The following is a 20,520-nucleotide window of genomic DNA, read 5'->3' as shown; positions in this document are numbered from 1 at the left end:
GGGAGTCGTGACCGCAGGGGTGGGGGAACTCTATGACGCTGATCATGCAGATCGCGGGGAATTGCCTGACCGGCGACACTTCCGGCCCTGCCGCGCTCATGGAGGCTGCGCACAGCACACGAGAGCCCGGGAGTTGATAGCCGAAGCCCGATCTGCGGGGTCCTGGTTCTGGGGCTGTCAGGCTCCGTGGTGATCTACGCTGGCGAGCCGATGCGCTGCTGACGGGCGTACGACGGGGTGTGAGGAGCGGGCAGTGCGGGTGGGGTGGAGCCGGTTGTGGCAGGCAACGGCATGGGGCGGGATCGGACTGAGTCTGTACGCCGGCTGGCTCACGGTCGATGAGTTCCGGGATCGGGCGTCGAGCGAACGGCAGATCAGCCAGGCGTGCGATGGGCTCGTCTCGGGAGCCCTGGTAATGGACCTGCAAGGCGGGATGGTTCGAGCAAAGGCCGGGCACGAAGCCCCCCTTGATGCACGGTCCCTGCCCAGCGACTGCGTGATTTACCGGGTTCCTGGCCCGGGCAAGTCACAAGGACTGTTCACACTGACTGTCGCGAGCAGCGGCACCAGAGGCGCACCCCTCCATCAAGTCGGCGATGCAAGCTTCCTCGAACCGTTTTACGACAGGGCATCGGGATCCGGCCGCCAACGGGAGGCGGACGTCACTGCCAGCGCAGACCAGGCCGAGCCGCGGCCGATCGGTGACGGCACACTGGGCTGGTACACGGACACCGAAACCACCGTGCGGGTGGCATGCGCACCCACAAGCCACGACACGGCGCCGGCCCTGCTGCACATCACCGCCCGCGCCGACTACGAACATGTGTCAGCGGAAGACCGGCATCGGCTCACCCGCATCGCTCACTCCGCCGCAGCCAAGCTCGCCGACCGCACCGGCTGCACGACCCGCCTTCGTCCTCTGCGCGGCCAACTGGCCCCGGCGCGCCCGGAACTTCACACCGCACGAACCACGGGCGGCTCCTGCCGCTGGTTCGCAGACCATCTGCACGCGCACGGCCAGGACCAGCTGCCCGACCGCGCGCTGGGAGCCCCCACCCGACAGAGCAATCCCGTCGAGACCTGCCTCATGGCAGTCAGCCCCACCCAGGTCAAAACGATCACCACCCACATGCAAGCGAAGAAGCGCAAGTACGCGCGCGGTGCGCTCACCTTCGCACCCTGGTGGCTGCGCACCGCGTCCTTCGTCGGCCCCGAAGCACAGACCGTCGCATCCCACGGCCTCTCCCACAGAGGCAAGATCAAGGCAGGCACTGCCGGCGGCAACCTCGACAACGTCTGGTGGGCCTCCTCCCTTTGTGACGGCAAACCCGCCCTGCACACCCTCACCTCCAGCTACACGTACACCGAGGCGTTGGAGCCCACCGACCTATCCGCCCTCTTCGCGGCGTATGTCGATGACTTCACCGAGCGGCGCAACTGCACCCACGTCACCCTCCCTGACGCCAGGGAGTTCGCCGCCCCCTGACACCGTCCACGGACGGGGCACCCCTTCCGCACCGGCTCGGCTGGCGAGCACCCCGCTACGAATACGTGACGGATACCAGCACTCAGGGACGACAACTCGCCAGCGTGGAGATCATGTACCGCGGGCGCATCCCGACCTTCTCCTCGCCGCCGACCTGGTGCCACCTGGCGCCCGCCCCGCGGCCCGGCCGCCGTATCGCGGTCAGCAATGCTCCCCGTGATGGATAACGTTGAACTGAGCGACGCCATAGAGGACTTAGCGGCTGTCTATGAACCCTGGTCGTGAGGCAGAGACGGCGGGACGATCTGCGGTGCGGGGCTGCCGGGGCGGCCCGGCGGCATTGCCGGGAGCATGATGGCCCCCGTTGCCGGTTGATGGCGGCGGCCCCGGCGTTCTGCTCAAGTCGGTGCAGGTAGCGGCGGTGGCGGAGGGTGAACCAGGCACACTTACCGCCGTCGCAGCAACCCTCGTATGCCACCGCCGAATGGCCAAATGAAATGGTGCCTTAGCAGGTCAGCCGACGCTCAGCGCTTTCGTAGGTGGCGAGGTTGGAGTCGACGCCCACGACGGTCTTGTAGGTGTAGGTGCCGGAACCCGTGCAGGTCCACCACGCCATCTTGGTGCCGCTCTCGAGCGGGGCCCAGTCCACTTCCTCCCAGCCGTACCAGCGGTGACGCTGCAGGGAGATGGTGGCATCCGTGCAGCCGCTGCGGGTCTTGCCGGCCTTGCCGATGATCTCGCTGATGCCCTTGTAGGGGGCCGAGATGCTGTAGCAGTTCCGGTCCCAGTCCGAGGCGGCGGCCGGAGTGGCCGGCATCAACAGTGTGGCTGCGCAGGCCAGTGCCACGGCGACGGATGACTTTCCGGCGATTCCGAGAGTGCTCATGACAAATGTTCCCGTCTGCGAAACGTGCGGGGTGCAAGATCCGGGAACACTCTTTCACCGGGGTCGAGACAAGTTCAAGCCAGATCCTGGGGGCCGTCAAACTCTTGCGTACTGCGACGACTTGGCGTCCAGCATCCCTACGCGAACCCAGCAAGGTAAAGGAGTGACCTTCAACCCCCACAGCCAGACCAGCTTGTCGATCCGCGACGCCCTCGCCGCGAACTGCCACTCGCTCGCATGCGCCGCCAGGTCCACCACCGCCCGCCGCGAACCGAGCCGCCGCGCTGCTGAGGCTGGTGCACGATACAGCGCGAGGGGCCATGCCGACTCTGACACGGGCTCCTCGCGTCATGGGCAAGACTGAACGCCGCACTGCAGAGTTCAAAGACAGCTACTGAGCAGGTCGCGTCGAGGAGACCGGGGAGCGGGTGTGTGTCACCGACGGCGGCAAGCCGACGAGTGTGCTCCTGCCCGCGGCGGAGCTCGCCGAGCTGGAACACTTCGCCCAACGGGCCCCCGGCGGAACACGGCACCGGCCCAGATCCGGTGCGGGACAGGGACACCCGTCCCGGACCAGCAGGGCCCGTACATCCGGTACGTACACGCTGACGGGGGGGGCGGATGACCTTCGTACGGGACCGGGTGGTCGTGGCCGAACTGAGGTCCGTGGCGGAACTCGACTGGCTCGAGGACAGGGTACGCACGGCCCGCCAGAGCTACATGCCCCCGAAGCAGGCAGCCGCGTTCGAGGAGTTCCCCGCCCGCCAAAGCCCGGGCCTGGTGGCTCAAGACCGGGCCCGGACAGCGGGCATGGATGGATGCCGGGGAGGAGTACACGACGACCGGGTCCGGGCTGGTAGGCGGGGCTCGGTGGGGCGCGGGTCGCTGTACGGGATACGCGGCGGAGGGGCCGCGGGTCTCCGTGAATTGTCCGCCACGCTTGCGGCACGAGAGGGGTAAAGCCCCGCAGATCCTAGGCTCTTGCCGGCAGGGTGCACCCGGCTGCTTTGTGTGCGTGACTTGCGGCGCTGACCGTCAGGTCGATAAGGCTTTTCCGCGCCTGACCCTCGGTTGATTCTCCGCGCTGTTTGAGATCTACCACCACACTGAGGTTGTAGCTTCCACCAGGAATTTTCCCTTCGGGTACGCAAGGAACAAAAGCTGCAGCCTTGTCAGCAGATGCCGCTCCTCGGATGCCCGCCTCGAAGCGGGTCACACGCCCCTCCTCGCTGACGTCTCCCTCGAATACCGAGCTCTCCCACGTCTTGCGCGGTTCGGTCATCATCATGCGCGCCCTGGCGCTGAGGAGCAGGTTGTCGTCATCACGGACGAAGCAACTGGTCGAGAAGCTGTCGCTGGCTTCCGCAGAGTGACTCCCCACGGGACCTTCATCGAATGAATAAGCAGACTGACCTGGGAGGACCCTGTTCAACGCGGAAATTGCCGGGTTCGACTGCAGCAAATTACAGGCATCAGCAGATCGGACGGTGCCGGAGTCGTCCGTCTGGGATGCGCTCGCTAGGTAGACGATGCCTGCAGCAAAGCCGACTGTGATGGCGAGAGCGCCAGGGACGAGATATCGCTTGGGGATGATGATCACGTACTCGAGCTTTCTATCCGAGTTTCCCGGGAATGTCTTGACCTTCGATGTAGCCCTTGACGTTCGTATGCGCATTGCCAAACCCCTGCTCGGCAGCAGCGCTGGCAGCAGCGACAGGCAGTGCTTAGCGATACCACCGCGCCGTTCATCCGCGGCCCCCTGTCCTCCGCACCAAGTGTGACCGCAGGCGTGCAGTCGGCGTGCACGCGAGCGAGTTCGACAGGCAACTGCTCGGGGGTCGGCAGTTCGTTGTCCCGGCCGATGTCGAGCATCGCGTCACGCAGGCGACCGACGAGGACTTGCCCCACCGGGACGCTGGCTGGGATCTCGCGGCGGCATTTCCATCGGAGCGGATGGCTACCTGACCGCAACCCAAACTGCTGATTCCGAGTCCCAGCGACAAAGCGCGGTCGTACCCCGGAGGTCGACCCCGGCAAGGAGCCATTGCCCTTCATTCCAGAGGAGTCGAGGTGTCGGAAAGTCGTCGACTTCCGGGGTGGGAGCTTCGTGGAGGTCAAGCAGTTGCGCGATGGCTTCTGCCGGGAGATCAGCATGGACCACTACAGTCCAGCCCTGTTCACTGCGCAGCTCAACTGCGCGCATCCGTCGTGTGCCACGGCCTGACGGGCTGGGCAGCTCTCGGTTGAGGAAGCGGCGCAACGCCTTCCTTGTCGCCTCATCAATCGCACCCGCAAGTCGCGTGCCAAAGTGCGAGGCGACTGCCTGCAAGAAGGGTGCTGCGGCCATCCCAACCAGGATGCTGGTAAATAACTGGTCGCGTCCCGCTTGGTAGACGCGGCTACTACCCGAGACGGATGCGGTCATCTGCACTTCTCCCGCCAAACCGTCTTGATTTTCCTCCGGCATCGCACTCCCCTCCACCAACTCAGTCTGGCAGCCAAGCCGTTGGTTCGCCTCCGAACCTCTAGAACGGCGGAGGTGATCGGTGCCTAACCATTCAGGCATGGTGGACGCGCCGCCCCAGGTAGTGCACAGCGAGCATCGGCCCGAGCAGGCCAGCCACCGAGTTGGCGACCGCCATCACGACGGTCAGCTGGGCGGTCGTCACCCACGCCACTCATGCCGAGTGAACTGCCGCCCCCCGTCGCACGGGTCTTGCCAGGCCGAGACCTTGTAGCGCACCGGCCGGTCCGGCGTCGACCTGGTGCAGGATTGCGGAGAGGTTGAGCTCCGTGCTCCTACCGGCCTTTCAGATCACCTGCTTGCCGAACCCGCGAGGGGGCGACAGGGAGGATGCGGTGCCCGAGCGCGGAGCGGGAACCGACCATCCACCGGTATGACTCATCGGCACGGCAGCGCAGCTCCCACACGTCGCTTCCGTCGGCGGGTGCCAGCAGAGCCGTGTACCAGAGCGCTTCCCGGTCTATCACCGCCCACACGGCGGCACCGAGCTCGGCACAGGAGCCCAGGGCCGCGGGCACTGCCAGACCTCAGGCCGCGAACCCGAAGCGGCGGCGGAGGCGGGAGGCGTGCGTCAAGGACGGAACCGTCGGTTCGTCCTGCACTCTCTCACCCATGAGGACGACGGTATCGTGCGGCGCTGAGCACCCGTCCTACGGTTTGGCTGAGGGTTCGAACCGGGTGCGCAGAGTTGTCACCGCGAAGACTGCCAACAGTGGCAGGAAGCCGATCAGCCCCGGGCGGACTCAGTCTTGAAGGGGCGACGCCAGGGCCGATACCGTCACGGCCGTGACGATCGACACCCGCGGGCTCAACGCCAACTCCGCCGCCACGACGACCTGCGCCGGCCAGGGGAGCACTGCCCGGCTGGCCGCCGACATCACCGTTGTACTCGTGCCCATCGTCATGTTCGCTGTTCCCGTGGCTATGGTCCGGGCTGAGGTGATCCATGAGGGGTTCCTCCTCCTCAACCTGGTCTCGCTGTTGATCAGCGGCATGGTGGCGGCCTATGCCCACATGGGCTGGCACGCCCGACTGCACGATGGTCACCTCCTGTCTGCGCGCACCCTCACGGGGCGGCGCACGGTCGATTTGGCCCGGCTCACCAAGGTCGGCCGCCTTGAGGTGCCAGGCCAGGTGCGGAACGACGATCGGCTGATCCTGACGGATACGCACGGCGTGCGGCTCATCCTGAACAAGCTGAAGGGCGGGGACGACACCGTCGACGCACTCGTTCGCCGGGCACTGATGTCGCGGCCGCCCGGCGCCGGAGTGGTCGTATCGGACCGCGCCGCTGAACGCCTCGACCTGCACACGGAACTGGCCCGCCCGCAGGGCCGTATCCGGGCCGGCCGTAAAATTCGCCCTGGGCTGATCGGCTTCCTGCCACTGTTGGCCGTCTTCGCGGTGACACCGGTGTCCTTCGGGCTGCTGGCCCTGGCCCTGACACTCGCTGACGTGCTCTAGGCGCGCACTGACCCTGGATCAGCTACGGACACGAATACCTGGAACAGCGCTCGACCTGGCCTGACAGTTTCGAGCTGACACCGCCGTGGACGGGGGCAAGTACCGGCATCCTGTGCGCTTCCTGTGTATCCGAGCGGAGTTGCACCGGATGCAGGTACCTTCCTTTTCCGCCTGGCAGGGCGGCCCCCTGTTCAGGCTGATTCCACGGCTTCTTTGATGGCCCCTTCACCGCGCGGTGCGGGAGCCCTTCGCACAGGGTGAGTCTCGGGCGCTGCTGTCTTGCGTACGCCGATGCAGACGACGGTGACGGCGGCTGCGACCAGCATGCCGATTCCGCCGATGTCGGCGCACAGGTGCAGGGCTCCGCTGAAACTGTCGCCGAAGGCGCCGAGGGCCTGGCCGGTGGCGGGTGCGCCCAGGTCGAGGTGTCCGGCGGCAGCGAGACCGTCGGTGGCGACCGCGTTCAGAACGGAGTCCCGGTCCGCGGCGCTCAGACCGGCTGCCGAGAGTTGCTCGGGCAGCGTGCTGACCGTGTGCTGGGTAAGGATGACACCGAACACGGCGGGGCCCAGGGCCCCGCCGACCTGACGCAGGGTATTGCTGCCCGCGCCTGCCATGCCGGCCAGATGGTGGGGCACGCTGCCCACAGCGATGGCGGTGAGGGGCGACATGACGAAGGAGAATCCGGCGCCGATCACGGCGAGCAGCAGGACGACGAGGCCCGCGCCGCTGTCGGCTTCGAGGGCGTTCAGCCAGAACGTGCCGATGCCGGTGACCACGAGGCCCAGGGCCAGCAAGAGGCCCGGAGCGACCCGGCCCATCAGGCGTCCCACGACGGGGGCGAGGATGACGGCCAGGCCATTGAGCGCCAGGAAGCGCCAGCCGATGTCCAGCGCGGACAGGTGCTGGACCGTGCCGAAGAACAGGCTGAGGGCAAAGACGAGGCCGACCTGGGCGAAGAGGGCCAGGGCGATCACGATGCCGGCGCCGGAGAAGGCCCGGGACCTGAAGAGCTGCATGGACAGCATCGGGGAAGGAGAGCGCAGCTCGACGAGGATGAAGGCGGCGAGGGCGACGGCGGCGACCGCGAACGCGGCGACGACCTTGCCCGCACCCCAGCCCGCGGCCCCGCCTTCGATGACGCCGTAGACAAGGGCGGCGACGGCGATGACGGCGGTGAGCTGGCCGGGGATGTCGATGGCTCGGCCGTGCGGAGCCTTGGAGTCTACGAGCAGGACGGCGCCGGCGACGAGGCCGATGGCGCAGGCGATGAGCGACGGCAGGAAGATCCAGCGCCATCCGGCGCCTTCGAGGATGGCGCCGCTGATCAGGGGGCCGAGTGACATTCCAAGGCCGAGGGCGGCGGCCCAGGCGGAGACCGCCTTGGCGCGGGCCCGGAAGTCGGGACAGACGTGACTGATCAGTGCGAGCGTCGAGGTGAGCAGGGCAGCGGCGCCCACACCGGAGAGTGCCTGGCCGATCCAGACCTGGGCGACGGATGTCGCGGTGAGGCTGACGGCGGAGCCCGCGGCGAAGAAGCCGAGGCCCGCGAGGAAGACCTTCTTGCGGCCGTAGAGGTCGCCGATGAGGCCGAAGGTGAGGATGAACGCGGCCATCGGGAGGATGAAGGCGTCGGTGATCCACTGCAGGTCGGCGGTGGACGCGCCCAGGCCCTGCTGGATGCTCGGCAGGGAGACGGAGACGCCGCCGATGGGGAGGTAGGAGGCGAAGACCCCGAGGCAGGCCAGGGCGACGGTCTTGCCGACGGAGCCGGGTCTGGCGTGGGCCGGGGCCGGGGCCGGTGCGCCGCGGATCGGCGGGCTGTGGGCGGGGTTGGTGGGCACAGAGCACCCCTCTCTTAGTAATCAGGAACCCTGCGATAGTATCAGCCTTACTGATACTCGCGACGCGGGTGCCCTGTCGGCACGGACACGCTGACGTTTCGAGCCGCCACACCACACTCGAGGAACCGCCATGCCCACACGCCACGAGGACTGGCAGCAGACGCTCCACCACCGGATGTGGAAAGCGAGCCAGGCACTGCACCGGACGCTCAACGAAGAGCTGGCCGGCCTTGGCCTGACCATCAACCAGCTGGCCCTGGCTGTGACGCTGGCCCAGCACGCTCCGCTGTCCTCCGCCGATCTGGCCCGCAGCCAGGGCATCACTCCGCAGACAGCCAATTCCGCACTGGCCCATCTGGACCGACTTGGCTGGCTGGAGCGCCGCCCGCATCCGGTGCACAAGCGGGTCGTGCTCCTCGATCTCACGAAGGAGGGGCACGCCGGGGTGGCCGCCGGCCGGGCGCGCACCGATGCCGTCGTGGACCGGATGCGTGCCGCGCTGGGTGGAGCCCGGCAGGCGGAGGAGTTCTTGGCGGCGCTGCGGCGGGTGAGTGACGAGTTCGACGGGCCCGACATCCCGCCCGGGCAGTTGTGGCCCGGGCGGTGACGGTCGAAGCGTGTTTCAGCCGACGCGCACCGTGTGTACCAGGTGCTTGATCTCCTGGAACTCGGCCAGCCCGCGGGCGCCGTTGAGTCGTCCGATCCCGCTCTGTTTCATGCCGCCCTCCTCGAACTGGTCATAGGTGATGCCCCAGTTGTTGATCCAGACGGTTCCGGCGTCTAGGCGGGCCGCCAGGCGCAGGGGCCGGTCCACGTCGCTGCTCCATACGGATGCGGCGAGTCCGAACTCGGTGGCGTTGGCCCGGCGTACGACGTCGTCCTCGTCGTCGAAGACCTCGAAGGTGGCGACCGGCCCGAACACCTCCTGCTGGACCAGTGGTGCCGCCGGGTCCTCGACCTCGACGAGGCTCGGCCTGAGACAGGCGTCCTCACCCTGGGGGTTGAGGAGCCCGCCGCGCACCAGGACCGTGCCGTAGGCGTCGGCTCCGGCCACGAGGGCATCGATGCGCTGTGCGGCGGCGCGGTCGATGACCGGTCCCATTGTGGTGGCGGGCTCGTCGCCCGGCCCCACCACCACGGCGTCCAGGGCGGCGGTCATCCGGGTACGCAGGGTGTCGGCGATGCCGTGCTGCACGAGGATGCGGCTGCCCGCCATGCAGAACTGGCCGGCGAAAGTGGTGACGGCTGCGGTGAGCACGGGCACCGCAGCGTCCAGGTCGGCGTCGTCGCACACGATCATGGGGGTCTTGCCGCCGAGCTCCAGGGAGCACGCCTTCAGGTGCTGGGCGGCCTGCGCCATGATGACGCGGCCGACCGCGGTCGATCCGGTGTAACTGATGACGTCGGTGCCGGGGTCGGAGACCAGCAGGGGTGCGCCGGTGTTGCCTGACTCGGTGAAGGCGTTGACGACGCCCGACGGCAGCGCTTCGGTTTCGGCGATGATCTCGTACAGGAGCCCGTTGGTGAGTGCGGTCTGTGCCGGCATCTTCATCGCGACGGTGCAGCCGGCGGCGAGGGCCGGGGCCAGGGAGCGTACGGCGAGGATGACGGGCGAGTTCCAGGGCACGATGACGGCGGCGACGCCTGCGGGCTGGTGGAGCGTGAACGAGTAACTGCCGGGCACGGTTTCGGCCGCGCGACCGGTGTCGGTGAGGGCGAGGGCGGCGTGGTAGCGGAGTTTGGTGATGGCCGCGCCGATCTCTCCCTCGGCCTCGGGCAGCCGTTTGCCGTTCTCCTGTGACAGAAGGGTGGCCAGCTCACGGTGCCGGGCGGCCAGGTGGTCGGCGAATTCGGCCAGGGCCCGGGATCGGGCCGTGCGGTCGCGTGCCCAGGATGTGGTGGTGAAGGCGCTCCGGGCGGCGTCGATCGCGGCGCGGGCGGTGACGGCTCCGGCGTCGGCGTAGGTTCCCAGAGGCCGGCCGGTGGCCGGGGCCAGGGAGGTGCCGGTGGCGTGGCCGTCGTGCCACTGGCCGCCGATCAGGTTGCGGGCGTGCGGCAGGCTCACTTCTCCCCCAGGTTCTCGGAGGTGTCGAAGCGAATGACGGGCTTGATGGTGTGACCCGAGCGGGCGTCGGCGACCGCTTGGTCGAGTCGGTCGGGTGGGTAGCAGCGGATGAATCCGTCGAAGGGCAGGCGGCCCTGGCGGTGCAGGTCGATGAGGGCGGGGATGAAGGTCAGCCGGTCGCTGGCGCCTTCGGTGACGCCGCGGATGGTGCGCCCGTCGATGAGGGAGTTGATGTCGAAGGAAGCCCGGCTGCCGGCGGAGGGGGCTCCGATGACGGCAACGGTTCCGTCGGCGGCGATGGCCGTGGCGGCGAGCTCCAGCAGTGCGGGGACGCCGGTGGTTTCCACGATGTACGTCAGGCCGCCGGGGCCGACCAGGTCGGCGAGACGGGACCGGAGATCTTCCTTGCTGCTGTCGATGGTGTGGGTGGCGCCGAGTTCGGTGGCGAGAGCCAGCCTCGACGGGACGACGTCCACGGCCACGATGGTGCGGGCGGGAGTGAGGCGGGCCGCCATGACGGCCGACAGTCCCACTGCCCCGGCGCCGAGGACAGCCACGCTGTCCCCGTAGCGGGGCTTGAGCAGATTCAGGATCGCTCCGGCTCCGGTCTGGATCCCGCAGCCGACGGGCGCCAGGAGGCTGAGTTCTTCCTCGTCCGCGACATCGACTCGAACGACGCTCTGCGCGGAGACGACGGCGTGCCGGGCCAGCGAGGATTGTCCGAAGAACAGGCCGCCGAGCGGTGCGCCGTCCTCCGTGTGGATCGGTGTGGTGCCATCAGCGCGTGCGGCCCCGAAGTTGAGGGGGAAGTAAGTCTCGCAGGTGGCGGGACGGCCGGTGCGGCAGGCGTTGCAGTGACCGCAGGAGTTGAAGGAGAGCACCACGTGGTCTCCGGGGCCGATACCGGCCACGTCGGCTCCTACGGCTTCGACGGTTCCTGCTCCCTCGTGGCCCAGAACTGCGGGTAGAGGGGTGGGCAGGCGTCCGGCCAGGACGGACAGATCGGTGTGGCACAGTCCGGCCGCGACGAGGCGGACGAGGACTTCGCCGGGGCCGGGGTCGTCGAGGACGGCGCGTTCCCAGTGGAAGGTGTCCTCGCCGGTACGGGCCACTGCGACGGTGGTGAGAGTGGGCAAGAGCTTCTTCTCTCGTGAGGCGATGTCGGCTTCCAGACGCACGTCCAGGGCCAGGGGCAGGAGGTCGCGGTGGGTGGAGTAGTCGACGCCGTGACGATGACGCGCAGGCCTAAGAGCTGGGCGAGTTGGATGGTGGTCAGGCCCATGAGGCCAGCGGCACCGGTCACGACCAGGGTGTTCCAGGTCGACGTGGTCGGGCACCGGCAGGAAGAGCCGCTCGTCGCGCACCACATACTCGGCGTAGGCGCCCGGGCCCTGATGGCCGGGGATGGCGATGACCGTTCCCGTGGCCTCACGCCTCAGTTGCCGGGGCATGGGACAGGGGTTGCGGCCCGGGAGTTTCGTGCCGGGCCGCAGGCCGTGACGGTACTTCAGATCCCAGCCGGAGACGGCGGCGGTGTCGACGGCCACCAGCACGTCGGTGGGGCCCAGGGCGGGCAGGGGCCGCTGTTCGTGGGCGAGTTGCGCAGGGCAGCCGTGTTCGTGGACCCGTACGGCGGCCGTGGTCGTCGGGATCGAGGTCACCGGGTGTTCCTGCGCAATGCCTCGGCAACGGCAGGGATGTCGCCGGGTCCCATGACGGCAGCGATGTAACGGTCGGGCTTGACCAGGACGAACCGGTTGCGGGCACCGGCGAGAGCTTCCTCCAGGCGGCCGTCCGCATCCGCGACAGCTTTGCGTCCTGCCGTCGCCGATGGCAGCCGGTCGTCCAGCAGCACGTCGATGCGCTGGATGTCGAGCTTGCCGTCCGGCCAGTGGGTTCCGTCGAAGCCTCGCCAGGCCGTCTCCGGGACGTTGATGCCCAGCAGAGCGAAGGACTGGCCGAGAACCTGGTCGAACCACTGAGGGTGCAGGCTCGGGGGGACCAGGACCCGTGGCTGGGGAAGCTGGGTGCCCGTCAGCGCATGGTCTCCGACAACCAGGCCGGCCTCGTGCCGCGCGTGAGGACGGAACCGCATCTCGGTGAGGTAGCGGCGCCCTGGTGGTATGCGCAGCAGAGTGCGGGCGGCGATGTCCCGCAGGAGGGCGCGGCGCCGGTCGGTGGTCATGACGACGTCGCCGAGGCGTTCGGAGTAGCGGACCATGGCGGTGGCATGCGGACGGCGTTCGGCCTCATAGGTGTCCAGGAGGCGCTGGTCGGCCCGTCCGCGCCACACTTCGTCGATCTTCCAGGCCAGGTTGGCGGCGTCGCGCACCCCGGAGTTGAGGCCCTGGCCGGCGAACGGCGGCATCATGTGCGCGGCGTCGCCGAGCAGGAGGACGCGGCCATCGCGCCAGCGGTCGGCGACGACGGCATTGAAGGTGTACGCGGTGCAGCGTTCCACCTGGTCCTCTGTGAGGGGCCGGTAGGGCGCGACGAGTCTGCGCACGGTCTCGAAGTCGGGGCTCGTTCCCTTCTCGCCCTCACCCGGGTGCAGGAGGAACTCGTAGCGGCAGCGGCCTCCTCGGCCGGGCACGATGACGGTCGGCCGCTCGGGCGTGCCGTGGTGCATGCCATAGCGCTCGTCGTGGTGGTCACCGGTGGTGTCGGCGACCAGCCAGACCTCCTGGTGGCTGGTACCGGTCATGCCGATGCCGAGCAGATCGCGCACCGTGGAGCGGCCGCCGTCACAGGCCAGGACCCAGCTCGCGGTGAGGGTTTCGACGGTGTCCGAGTCGCTGCCCGTCGGGCGCAGGCGGGCCACAGTGGCGCTGCCGTCGGGCTGTTCGTCCAGGGCGACCAGTTCGGTGGCGAAGCGGATGGCTGCCTCGGGCCGGGACTTGAGGGCGTCCAGCAGGACGCATTCCAGTTCCGGCTGTGCGAACTGATTCTTGAACGGGTAGCCAAGACGGTAGGGCTGAGGGCCACGTGCGTGCAGGAGCGGGCGGCCCTTGCGGTCGTAGTAGCGGGTGCCGGTGCCGGGCACGACGATGTCCAGGACCCGTTCGGCGAGTCCGGCTGCCTCCAGCGTACGCAGTGACTCGTCGTCGAGGCTGATGGCCTTGGCCTCGTCGCTGGTGGCCGGGTTTCGCTCGATCAGGACGAGCGGAATGCCGCGCGCGGCCAGCAGGTTGGCGGCGGTCAGGCCGACCGGGCCGCCGCCGATGATGAGGACGGGGTGCGGGGTGTTCACGGGTTCACCACCGCCATCCAGATCGGCTCGGTGCGGCTGTGGAGCGCGTCGACAGCTTCGACGGCGGCGGCGAGCGGGTAGCGGTGGGTGATGAGGTCGTCGGCCGAGAGCCCGCCATCCGCGAGGAGCGCAAGGACTTCATGGGCGTCGGTGCGGGTGCAGGCCCGGGTGCCGATGATCCGCCAGCAGTTGACCATGACCGCGGCCATCGGCAGCGTCAGGGGACTGCGGTTGGCGCCCATGTGGACGAGGGTGCCGCCGGTGGTCAGAGCGGCCAGCGCCTGGGATGTGGCGGGCCCTTCGGGCACGAAGTCGAGGACCGCGTCGGCGCCGTGGGGGGCCAGCGCGCGCAGGGCTCCGGTGAGCCCGGCGGTGGTGCCCCACTTGGCGGGCAGTTCGTCGAGGGCGACCGTGTCGACCTGCACGTCGCGGGCCAGCGCGCTCACCGGTACAAGACGTGCAGCGCTGCGCCCGACCAGGATCAGCCGTCCGACCCCGAAGTGGGAGGCCAGTTTGATGGTGGCGGTCCCCATGGTTCCGGTGGCCGCGGTGACGATCAGAGTGGCGCCCAGCGGGAGGCCGGCCAGCTTCAGGGCCCGTACGGCGTTGGCGAGGTCGTGGACTTTTGCGCCGACGTCGTAGGAGACGTTGTCAGGCAGGACGTCGACCAGGTGGCCGGGTACCCGGATGTACTCGGCAAGACCTCCGTCGTGGTAGCGGTCGTACAGCGGCATCGGGCCGGGGCTGAACGCGGCGTGTCCGATCATGGCTTGCTGCGGGCACATCATGTCGCGGTCGGAGCGGCAGTATCCGCACGCACGGCAGTTGAGGTTGGGGTGGACCCGTACCCGGGTGCCGAGGGTGATGCCGCGTACGCCGCTGCCGACTGCGGCGATGGTGCCGGCGGCCTCGTGGCCCAGTGTGGTGGGCAGATGCTTGAAGGCGCCCTGGGCGAGCAGGGTCATCATGCCGGGCGCGAGGCCGGCCGAGGCCACTTTCACCAGGACGTCGTCCGGTCCGGGTTCGGGTATGGCGATCTTGTGCAGGCGCAGCGCTTCGGAGCCCTTGTGGGCGCGCGCTGCCAGCATCGCGGTCATGGTGCGGCTCCTCGCTCGCTCAGCCGTTGAGGGCTGCGGCGAGCCGTTCGGGGGTGTAGGGGTCGGCGGTCCTGGCCGTGTCGGCGATCTGAGGCAGCTCACGGTCCGAGAACAACGCGATGTGCTCGGACTCGTCGGCGCAGACACTGGCGTGGGCGATGCCGAGGGGGATGCGGACGAAGTCGCCGGGGCCGAGTTCCGCGATGCCGCGCTGGGTGATGAGGGTGCGCCGGCCGCTGATCTGGTACTGGATCTCGTCGGCGTCCAGGGTGCGGCGGTATGTGCGGGAGCCGTCCGGCAGCAGGCGGACTCTGCCGATCCGGAAGCCGCGTGAGCGGTACAGCCAGGTCATGCCGGGGTCACGCGGTGCGGTGATCACGTTCAGCCGGTCCTTCTCGGCGTGCACCTGTTCCAGGAGGGTGCGTTCGTCGGCGGGCGCGACGGTGATGTCGTGACCCGGGGTGCCCATGCACTGGGTGACGGCCTCGTTGACCGGGCCCGGTGTCCAGCCCTCGAAGGGCGGGAAGAGGGGTTCGGACGTGCGCTGTGCTGCCCGCTCCTCGGTGACAGGGGCCGGGGTGTAGAAGAGCAGGTGGCTTTCGCGGCGGCCGTAGTTGTCGTGGGCGATGCCTCGCGGGATGCGGGAGAATTCGCCCGGCCGGTGCTCGATGGTGCCCAGTTCGGTCATCAGCGTGCGCTCGCCGGCGATCTGGTAGGAGATTTCGTCGACGTCGCAGTTGCGGTGGTAGAAGGGCTGGCGATTGTCCATCGTCTGCCACTCGACGCGGACCTGTGCGCTTTCGTAGACGGCGCGCGGCGGCGCGAACGGGACGGCCTCGTAGCCCTGAGGGAAGTGGACGACGGGCAGCGGCTCGTGCTCGTGCCAGAGCTTCACCGGGAAAGGGTTGGGGTGCGGCGGCGACAGGAGCAGATGCTCGTCGCGGGAAACGGTGCGCGGCGGCTCGTCGGAACAGACGACCGCGATCACTTCGGTGACGGTACCCATGCCAACTCCGTTGCTGTGTCGGGGTGTTGCGTGTCCGCGGCAGAGCGTTCAGGCGGCCGGGGGCAGGTGCTTGTCGAGGAAGGCATGGGTGCGCTGCCAGGCGGCTTCGGCGCTGTCCTCGACGTACATGTGGGGCCGGGCGTCGCAGGCGAAGGCGTGGCCCGCGCCGGCGTACACATAGCTTTCGAAGTCGACACCGTTGCTGCGCAGTGCGTCGTCGATGGCGGTGACCTGGTCGCCGGGGATGGTGGGGTCCTCGGCGCCGACGTGCAGGAGGACGGGGGCATCGATGTGCCGGGCGCGGTCGACGACGGCGTGGGGTCCGGCTGCGATGCCGGGGCCGTAGAAGACGACGGTGGCGCCCAACCCGCGGATGGCGGTGGCGGCGGTGAAGGCCGCGCGGCCGCCGAAACAGAAGCCGTTGACGGCGGTGCGCGCCGTGCTGATGCCTTCGTGTGCGGCCAGGTGAGCCAGGACGGCCTCGACGTCGGTGACGATGGCGTCCGGTCCGATGGCGCCGATCAGTGGCATGGCCTCGGCGTGCCGGCTGTATTCGAGGGTGCCCACGCCGTTGCGGTGGAACAGGTCGGGGGCCAGGGCGAGGAAGCCATGCGCGGCGTAGCGGCGGGCGATGTCCTGGATGTGGTCGTTGACGCCGAAGGCTTCCTGCAGGACGACGACGGCGCGATCGGCGACGTTGGCGGGGCGGGCGACGTAGGTGTTCATCGGGCCGTCGACGGTGGGGACGGTGATCCAGGAGGTGGACTGCTGGGCGTTCATGGTGTGCCTCTCGAACGAGTGGTGCGTGTGGTGCGGACGCCGGGGTGGGCGGTCAGGGGTAGAGGACGGAGGCGCGGCGCAGGAGGTAGTTCCAGCCCGCTTCGAGTTGGGTGTCGGGCCAGCATTCGGCGCGTTTGGCGTGGGCCTCGGCCGGGTCCGAGTGGACGCGGACCGGCCCGGCCGCCGATGCTGCGAGCTGGGTGGCGCAGGCCCGGTCGAGCAGGACCGCGTGCATGACGGCGGCGGGCACGCTGTGCCCTGCCGCGACCAGGCCGTGCTTGGGCAGCAGCGCCGCGGGCGCCCCTCCGAGAGCCGCGGCGACCGCCTTGCCCAGGGCAGGGGTGCTGATGAGATTGCCGGTCTCGGTGAACCGCGGCACGTCGCTCCCCGCGAACAGGGTTCCCTCGTGCGAGAGGGGAAGCAGCGGTGTGCCGAGGGCCGCGAAAGCGACGGCGGCGAGTGCGTGGGTGTGCACGGAGCAGACCAACTGCCGGTCAGCGGCGAGCACTTCGAGGTGGATGTGGCATTCCTTGTGGGGTTTGCCGTCTCCTTGCAGCACGGCGCCGTCGTGGCCGACGAGTTGGAGGCGTTCCTCGGTGACCTCTTCCAGGCCCCATCCCGGCGCCTTGATCCAAATGCCGCGGCCGGCGGGGTCGCGCACTGCCACGTGCCCCCACACCATGTCCCCCTGCCCCGCGGCGGCGAGGGCCCGGCCGGCCTGGATGGTCAGGGTGCGGGCCTCTTCGGGCGTCATTCCGGGTGCCCTGAAGTCGGCAGCGCTTCGTAGTAGCGGGCCGCTCCCGGGTGCAACGGAACCGGGCTGCGGCCCATGGCGTGCGGGTCGAGCGGGTAGGTGATGGGGCTGCGCTCGGGCGGCAGGTGCCGGTACTGGCCCTCGATGATGTGCCGGGTCTCGCCGAGCACCCAGGCGATGGCGTGGGCGAGGTCCTCGGGGAGGTCCGCGCGGGTCACCACGAGGAAGTCGGAGAAGTCGAGGGTGGTGAACGCGGCGCGGTCCGGGAAGTATCCGTCGTCCACGACCGCGTCGGGCCAGCCGTAGTCGGCGGCCAGCGAGTCGAGGACGTCGCGCTCGACCTCCAGGAAGTTCAGGTGCGGGCCGATCTCCTGCCAGGCGGGCAGCATGATCGCTTCATGCACGATGGCGTCGGCCCGGCCCTCCTTCACATGATCGAGGGACTCGAACGGCCGCTCGTCCTCGAGGAGTTCGCCACCCCAGCCGGTGATGTCGACGCCGGAGCGAGTGAGGACCTCGTGTGCGGCGAGTCCGACGTGATTGACCCCGTCGTGGATGGATGTCGCCAGCTTCAGGGCGGGCTTGTGCGCGCGCAGTTCCGCGAAGCTGGTGATGTTGTGCTTCTTGTCCACGGCGACGACGAGCCGGTCCCTCTGCGGTACGACGCCCAGGGCGCGCAGGTCGGGATAGTACTCATCGGCGTAGACGCCGCGGCCGTCGAGCGCGGCAGTCGCGAAGGCCGCCGGCGTGGTGAGAGCCACGTGGACCTCACCGCGTCCGACGGCTCGCACGGCGTCACTGAATCCCCGGCTGTTCCAGGTCGCGATACGGGTGTGGGGGCCGCAGCGGTCAGCCAGTTCCTGGGCGATCCATCCACAGACGCGGTGCAGGTTGGCGCTTCCCCAGTCGCCGCGCAGATGCAGGGTGAGGGACCGCTCGATCCTCGGTTCCGCAGGGCGCTGCCCGTGCGGGTCAGGGGGTCGACTCATGACTAACACTCCAGTCCTGAATAGAAGGACGTAGGTCCTGCATATCGATCAGCATAGGAGATCCGACGGACCCTGACGAGAGGGGAGCGCAATAATTCTAGGGCTATACCTATATCAGTAGACCTATTTACGCCGAGTGCCCGGCCTGCACGAACGCCCCACTCACCCGCCCCATGGGGCCGCTACTCCCCCAGTCGCGCACCACCACATGGACACTCAGAGCCGCGATCTCCTCCGCCCGCAGCAGCTCCTTAACGCTCGCCTCGATCTGGTCCAGGGTGGACCGCCGCGCGGCTTGACGCCGCGTCCGGGACCTGTGCGGCCTGACGCGGGTTTCACGCGACAGCGGTACCTATAGAGGTAGAGGTAAGGTTGGGTTCGTGAACGAGCGCCCCACCGAAGAACTCCCCATCGATCTGGTCCGGCTCACGTGGACCCTTCACCGGGCGCTGCGCCAACGCCAGACTCCCCCGTCCGGTGAAGCGGCCCGCCCGCTCGCCCAGGTCGAGGTGCTGCGCCTGATCGACAGCCGGCCTGGAATCAGCGTGCGGGAGATCGCCCAGGCCCTGGGCATGCAGCCGAACAACGTCAGCACGCTCGTCACACACCTGCACCGGGACGGGTTCCTGGAGCGGCGCCAGAGCCCGACGGACCGGCGCTTCGTGGAGTTGCACCCCACCGGGAAGATGATCGCTGCCGGCGGCGAGGTGAACGACAGCCTCCAGAAGGAGATCGGTTCGGCGCTGGCCGGGCTCTCGCCGGAAGCGGTGGAACGCATCAACGCCGCCGTCCCCGATCTGTGGGATCTGGCGGCAGCCCTGGCTCCGCCCCGGTAGCCGGCCCGGGGTGGGGGTGACGTCACGCCACCCTCGTTCTCGGCCAGATCAGGCGGTCTGCTCTGCCACGCACAGATTGCGGGTCTCTCCGAGCCCCTCGATCACCGTCCGCAAAGTCTGACCCGGTTTCAGATAGACCTTCGGCTCCCGGCCGTCACCGACACCGCCCGGCGTGCCGGTGCAGATGAGGTCGCCTGGCAGCAGCGTGATGATGTCGCTCACGTAGGAGACGATGTCCGCGATCCCGAACAGCAGGTCCGAGGTACGCGAGGACTGCATCACTTCCCCGTCGACCTCGCAGCGGATCTCCAGGTCCGGTTCCCGACCGCCGAACTCGTCGGCCGTGACCAGTACGGGGCCGACCGGCGTGGTCGCCTCGAAGGTCTTTCCTGACAGGAACTCCCGCGTACGCCGCTGATAGTCGCGCACCGTCACGTCGTTGACCACCGTGTAACCGGCGACGTACTCCAGCGCCTTCTCCTTGGGAACGTGTCGGGCGGTGCGGCCGATCACGAAGCCGAGCTCGGCCTCCCAGTCCACCCGGTCACTGACGCACGGCAGCGTGATCGGATCGTGGGCGCCGATGAGCGAGCCGTCGTACTTGGCGAACAGCGTCGGGTACTGCGGGGTGTCACGTCCCATCTCCTTGATGTGGCTCGCGTAGTTCAGGCCGAGGCACACGATCTTGTTGGGGTGGGGTACGAGCGTCGCGAACTCGGCCTCCTCCACCGGGACCCGCTGCCCGCCACCCCGCCGGGCCGCCTCGATCGAGCCCTCCCCCGAAGCCAGCAGCTCACCCACGTCACGGGAGGGCAGCAGGGCATAGAAGTCACCGTCGAGCCGGGCTGCGCGGGTTTCGTCCCCCACCCGGAGTGTGGCCAGTCGCATGGTGATGCACCTCTTCTTTCATTGACCGATACCGCAGCCCGATCGTACGCTAATTGCGAAATGCAGGATAGTTGTCCTGCTAAACGAGACACTTGAAGGGTTGGCGACATGGCCATCACCGGACTCGGCCACACGGGCCTATGGGTGTACGACCTGCCGAAGATGCGGGACTTCTACGAGCGCGTCATGGGGCTGCCCGTCACCGACGAGGACGAGAAGCTGCAGATCGTCTTCTTCAGTGCCCGCCCGGACGAGGAGCACCACGAGTTCGTGCTGCAGACCGGCCGCACCGCGGCGATCGGGGACAAGCAGCAGCATCAGATTTCCTGGCGGGTGGAATCGCTGGAGGATCTGCGCGCGTTCCACCGGCGCTTCGAGAAGGAAGGCGTGAACGTCCAGCAGGAGGTCACCCATGGGAACGCCTTCGGGATCTACTTCTTCGACCCCGAGGGCAACCGCAACGAGGTGTATCTGCGCATCGACCGCGACGTGCGCCAGCCCTTCCGCAAGTCCATCGACTTCGGCCTCAGTGCGGACGAGATCTACGCCGAGGCGGACCGACTGCTGAACGACGGCTCCGAGGCCTACCAGCCCGTCCAGTAGCCGCCCCACAACCAGTAGCCGCCCCACAAGACGCCGACCCGCGTCTGC

The 20,520-nt window shown here is 68.6% G+C and carries 18 protein-coding genes; 5 read left to right on the top strand and 13 right to left on the bottom strand.

Going from position 1 to position 20,520, the window contains the following annotated elements; translation table 11 throughout:
• Positions 1–274: 274 nt before the first annotated feature.
• Positions 275–1,486, top strand: coding sequence for a hypothetical protein (locus ACZ7LU_RS09455; protein ID WP_471916248.1), 1,212 nt, complete (start codon positions 275–277; stop codon positions 1,484–1,486).
• 505 nt (positions 1,487–1,991) lie between these two features.
• Here the strand turns inward: ACZ7LU_RS09455 and ACZ7LU_RS09450 are convergent.
• From ACZ7LU_RS09450 to ACZ7LU_RS09440, 3 genes are all read right to left on the bottom strand, one after another.
• The gene (locus ACZ7LU_RS09450; RefSeq protein ID WP_468084756.1) at positions 1,992–2,372 is read right to left on the bottom strand and encodes a hypothetical protein; all 381 of its coding nucleotides are present in this window, start codon (positions 2,370–2,372) and stop codon (positions 1,992–1,994) included.
• Between the two features lie 973 nt (positions 2,373–3,345).
• Positions 3,346–3,972 (bottom strand): hypothetical protein, encoded by a 627-nt coding sequence (locus ACZ7LU_RS09445; RefSeq protein ID WP_471916247.1) that lies wholly within the window; start codon positions 3,970–3,972, stop codon positions 3,346–3,348.
• Between the two features lie 357 nt (positions 3,973–4,329).
• Positions 4,330–4,839 carry a hypothetical protein gene (locus ACZ7LU_RS09440; protein ID WP_471916246.1) on the bottom strand — a complete coding sequence of 170 codons (510 nt, stop codon included), beginning with the start codon at positions 4,837–4,839 and terminating at the stop codon, positions 4,330–4,332.
• An 843-nt stretch (positions 4,840–5,682) separates the two neighbouring features.
• Here ACZ7LU_RS09440 and ACZ7LU_RS09435 point away from each other — a divergent pair.
• Entirely contained in the window at positions 5,683–6,360 is a 678-nt protein-coding gene (locus tag ACZ7LU_RS09435) for a hypothetical protein (RefSeq protein WP_471916245.1), read from the top strand.
• Positions 6,361–6,551: 191 nt separating this feature from the next.
• Here the strand turns inward: ACZ7LU_RS09435 and ACZ7LU_RS09430 are convergent, their stop codons facing one another.
• Positions 6,552–8,204, bottom strand: a complete 1,653-nt coding sequence (locus ACZ7LU_RS09430) for an MFS transporter (protein ID WP_471916244.1) — start codon at positions 8,202–8,204, stop codon at positions 6,552–6,554.
• 130 nt (positions 8,205–8,334) lie between these two features.
• Here ACZ7LU_RS09430 and ACZ7LU_RS09425 point away from each other — a divergent pair, with 130 nt between their 5' ends.
• Positions 8,335–8,811 (top strand): MarR family winged helix-turn-helix transcriptional regulator, encoded by a 477-nt coding sequence (locus ACZ7LU_RS09425; RefSeq protein ID WP_468084751.1) that lies wholly within the window; start codon positions 8,335–8,337, stop codon positions 8,809–8,811.
• 15 nt (positions 8,812–8,826) lie between these two features.
• Here ACZ7LU_RS09425 and ACZ7LU_RS09420 read toward each other — a convergent pair whose 3' ends face one another.
• Genes ACZ7LU_RS09420 through ACZ7LU_RS09385 form a run of 8 tightly spaced genes read right to left on the bottom strand, consistent with a single transcriptional unit; the run spans position 8,827 to position 18,145 of the window.
• Positions 8,827–10,269 (bottom strand): aldehyde dehydrogenase family protein, encoded by a 1,443-nt coding sequence (locus tag ACZ7LU_RS09420; RefSeq protein ID WP_471916243.1) that lies wholly within the window; start codon positions 10,267–10,269, stop codon positions 8,827–8,829.
• Complete coding sequence (locus ACZ7LU_RS09415) at positions 10,266–11,930, bottom strand: NAD(P)-dependent alcohol dehydrogenase (RefSeq protein WP_471916242.1); 1,665 nt, start codon at positions 11,928–11,930, stop codon at positions 10,266–10,268. Before ACZ7LU_RS09415 ends, ACZ7LU_RS09420 begins: the two co-directional genes overlap by 4 nt.
• The gene (locus tag ACZ7LU_RS09410; protein ID WP_471916241.1) at positions 11,927–13,519 is read right to left on the bottom strand and encodes a bifunctional 3-(3-hydroxy-phenyl)propionate/3-hydroxycinnamic acid hydroxylase; all 1,593 of its coding nucleotides are present in this window, start codon (positions 13,517–13,519) and stop codon (positions 11,927–11,929) included. The genes ACZ7LU_RS09415 and ACZ7LU_RS09410 overlap by 4 nt, the downstream gene beginning before the upstream one ends.
• Positions 13,516–14,616, bottom strand: coding sequence for an alcohol dehydrogenase catalytic domain-containing protein (locus tag ACZ7LU_RS09405; RefSeq protein WP_471916240.1), 1,101 nt, complete (start codon positions 14,614–14,616; stop codon positions 13,516–13,518). Before ACZ7LU_RS09405 ends, ACZ7LU_RS09410 begins: the two co-directional genes overlap by 4 nt.
• 19 nt (positions 14,617–14,635) lie before the next feature.
• Positions 14,636–15,622 (bottom strand): cupin domain-containing protein, encoded by a 987-nt coding sequence (locus ACZ7LU_RS09400; protein ID WP_471916239.1) that lies wholly within the window; start codon positions 15,620–15,622, stop codon positions 14,636–14,638.
• Between the two features lie 48 nt (positions 15,623–15,670).
• Positions 15,671–16,402 (bottom strand): dienelactone hydrolase family protein, encoded by a 732-nt coding sequence (locus tag ACZ7LU_RS09395; RefSeq protein WP_468307076.1) that lies wholly within the window; start codon positions 16,400–16,402, stop codon positions 15,671–15,673.
• A 52-nt stretch (positions 16,403–16,454) separates the two neighbouring features.
• Positions 16,455–17,156, bottom strand: a complete 702-nt coding sequence (locus tag ACZ7LU_RS09390; RefSeq protein WP_471916238.1) for a class II aldolase/adducin family protein — start codon at positions 17,154–17,156, stop codon at positions 16,455–16,457.
• Positions 17,153–18,145, bottom strand: a complete 993-nt coding sequence (locus ACZ7LU_RS09385) for a TAXI family TRAP transporter solute-binding subunit (protein ID WP_471916237.1) — start codon at positions 18,143–18,145, stop codon at positions 17,153–17,155. Before ACZ7LU_RS09385 ends, ACZ7LU_RS09390 begins: the two co-directional genes overlap by 4 nt.
• A 380-nt stretch (positions 18,146–18,525) precedes the next feature.
• On the opposite strand from ACZ7LU_RS09385, the gene ACZ7LU_RS09380 reads away from it, so the two are divergent.
• Entirely contained in the window at positions 18,526–18,981 is a 456-nt protein-coding gene (locus ACZ7LU_RS09380; RefSeq protein WP_471916236.1) for a MarR family winged helix-turn-helix transcriptional regulator, read from the top strand.
• Between the two features lie 48 nt (positions 18,982–19,029).
• Here the strand turns inward: ACZ7LU_RS09380 and ACZ7LU_RS09375 are convergent, their stop codons facing one another.
• Positions 19,030–19,869 carry a fumarylacetoacetate hydrolase family protein gene (locus ACZ7LU_RS09375; protein ID WP_471916235.1) on the bottom strand — a complete coding sequence of 280 codons (840 nt, stop codon included), beginning with the start codon at positions 19,867–19,869 and terminating at the stop codon, positions 19,030–19,032.
• Positions 19,870–19,977: 108 nt separating this feature from the next.
• Between ACZ7LU_RS09375 and ACZ7LU_RS09370 the strand changes: the two genes are divergently transcribed.
• Positions 19,978–20,472, top strand: a complete 495-nt coding sequence (locus tag ACZ7LU_RS09370) for a VOC family protein (protein ID WP_468714386.1) — start codon at positions 19,978–19,980, stop codon at positions 20,470–20,472.
• Positions 20,473–20,520: the final 48 nt, after the last annotated feature.

Source organism: Streptomyces sp. NPDC039462 (assembly GCF_055639375.1).
Note: the sequence above shows the minus strand (reverse complement) of the source record. Positions and strands in the feature narration are given on the sequence as shown.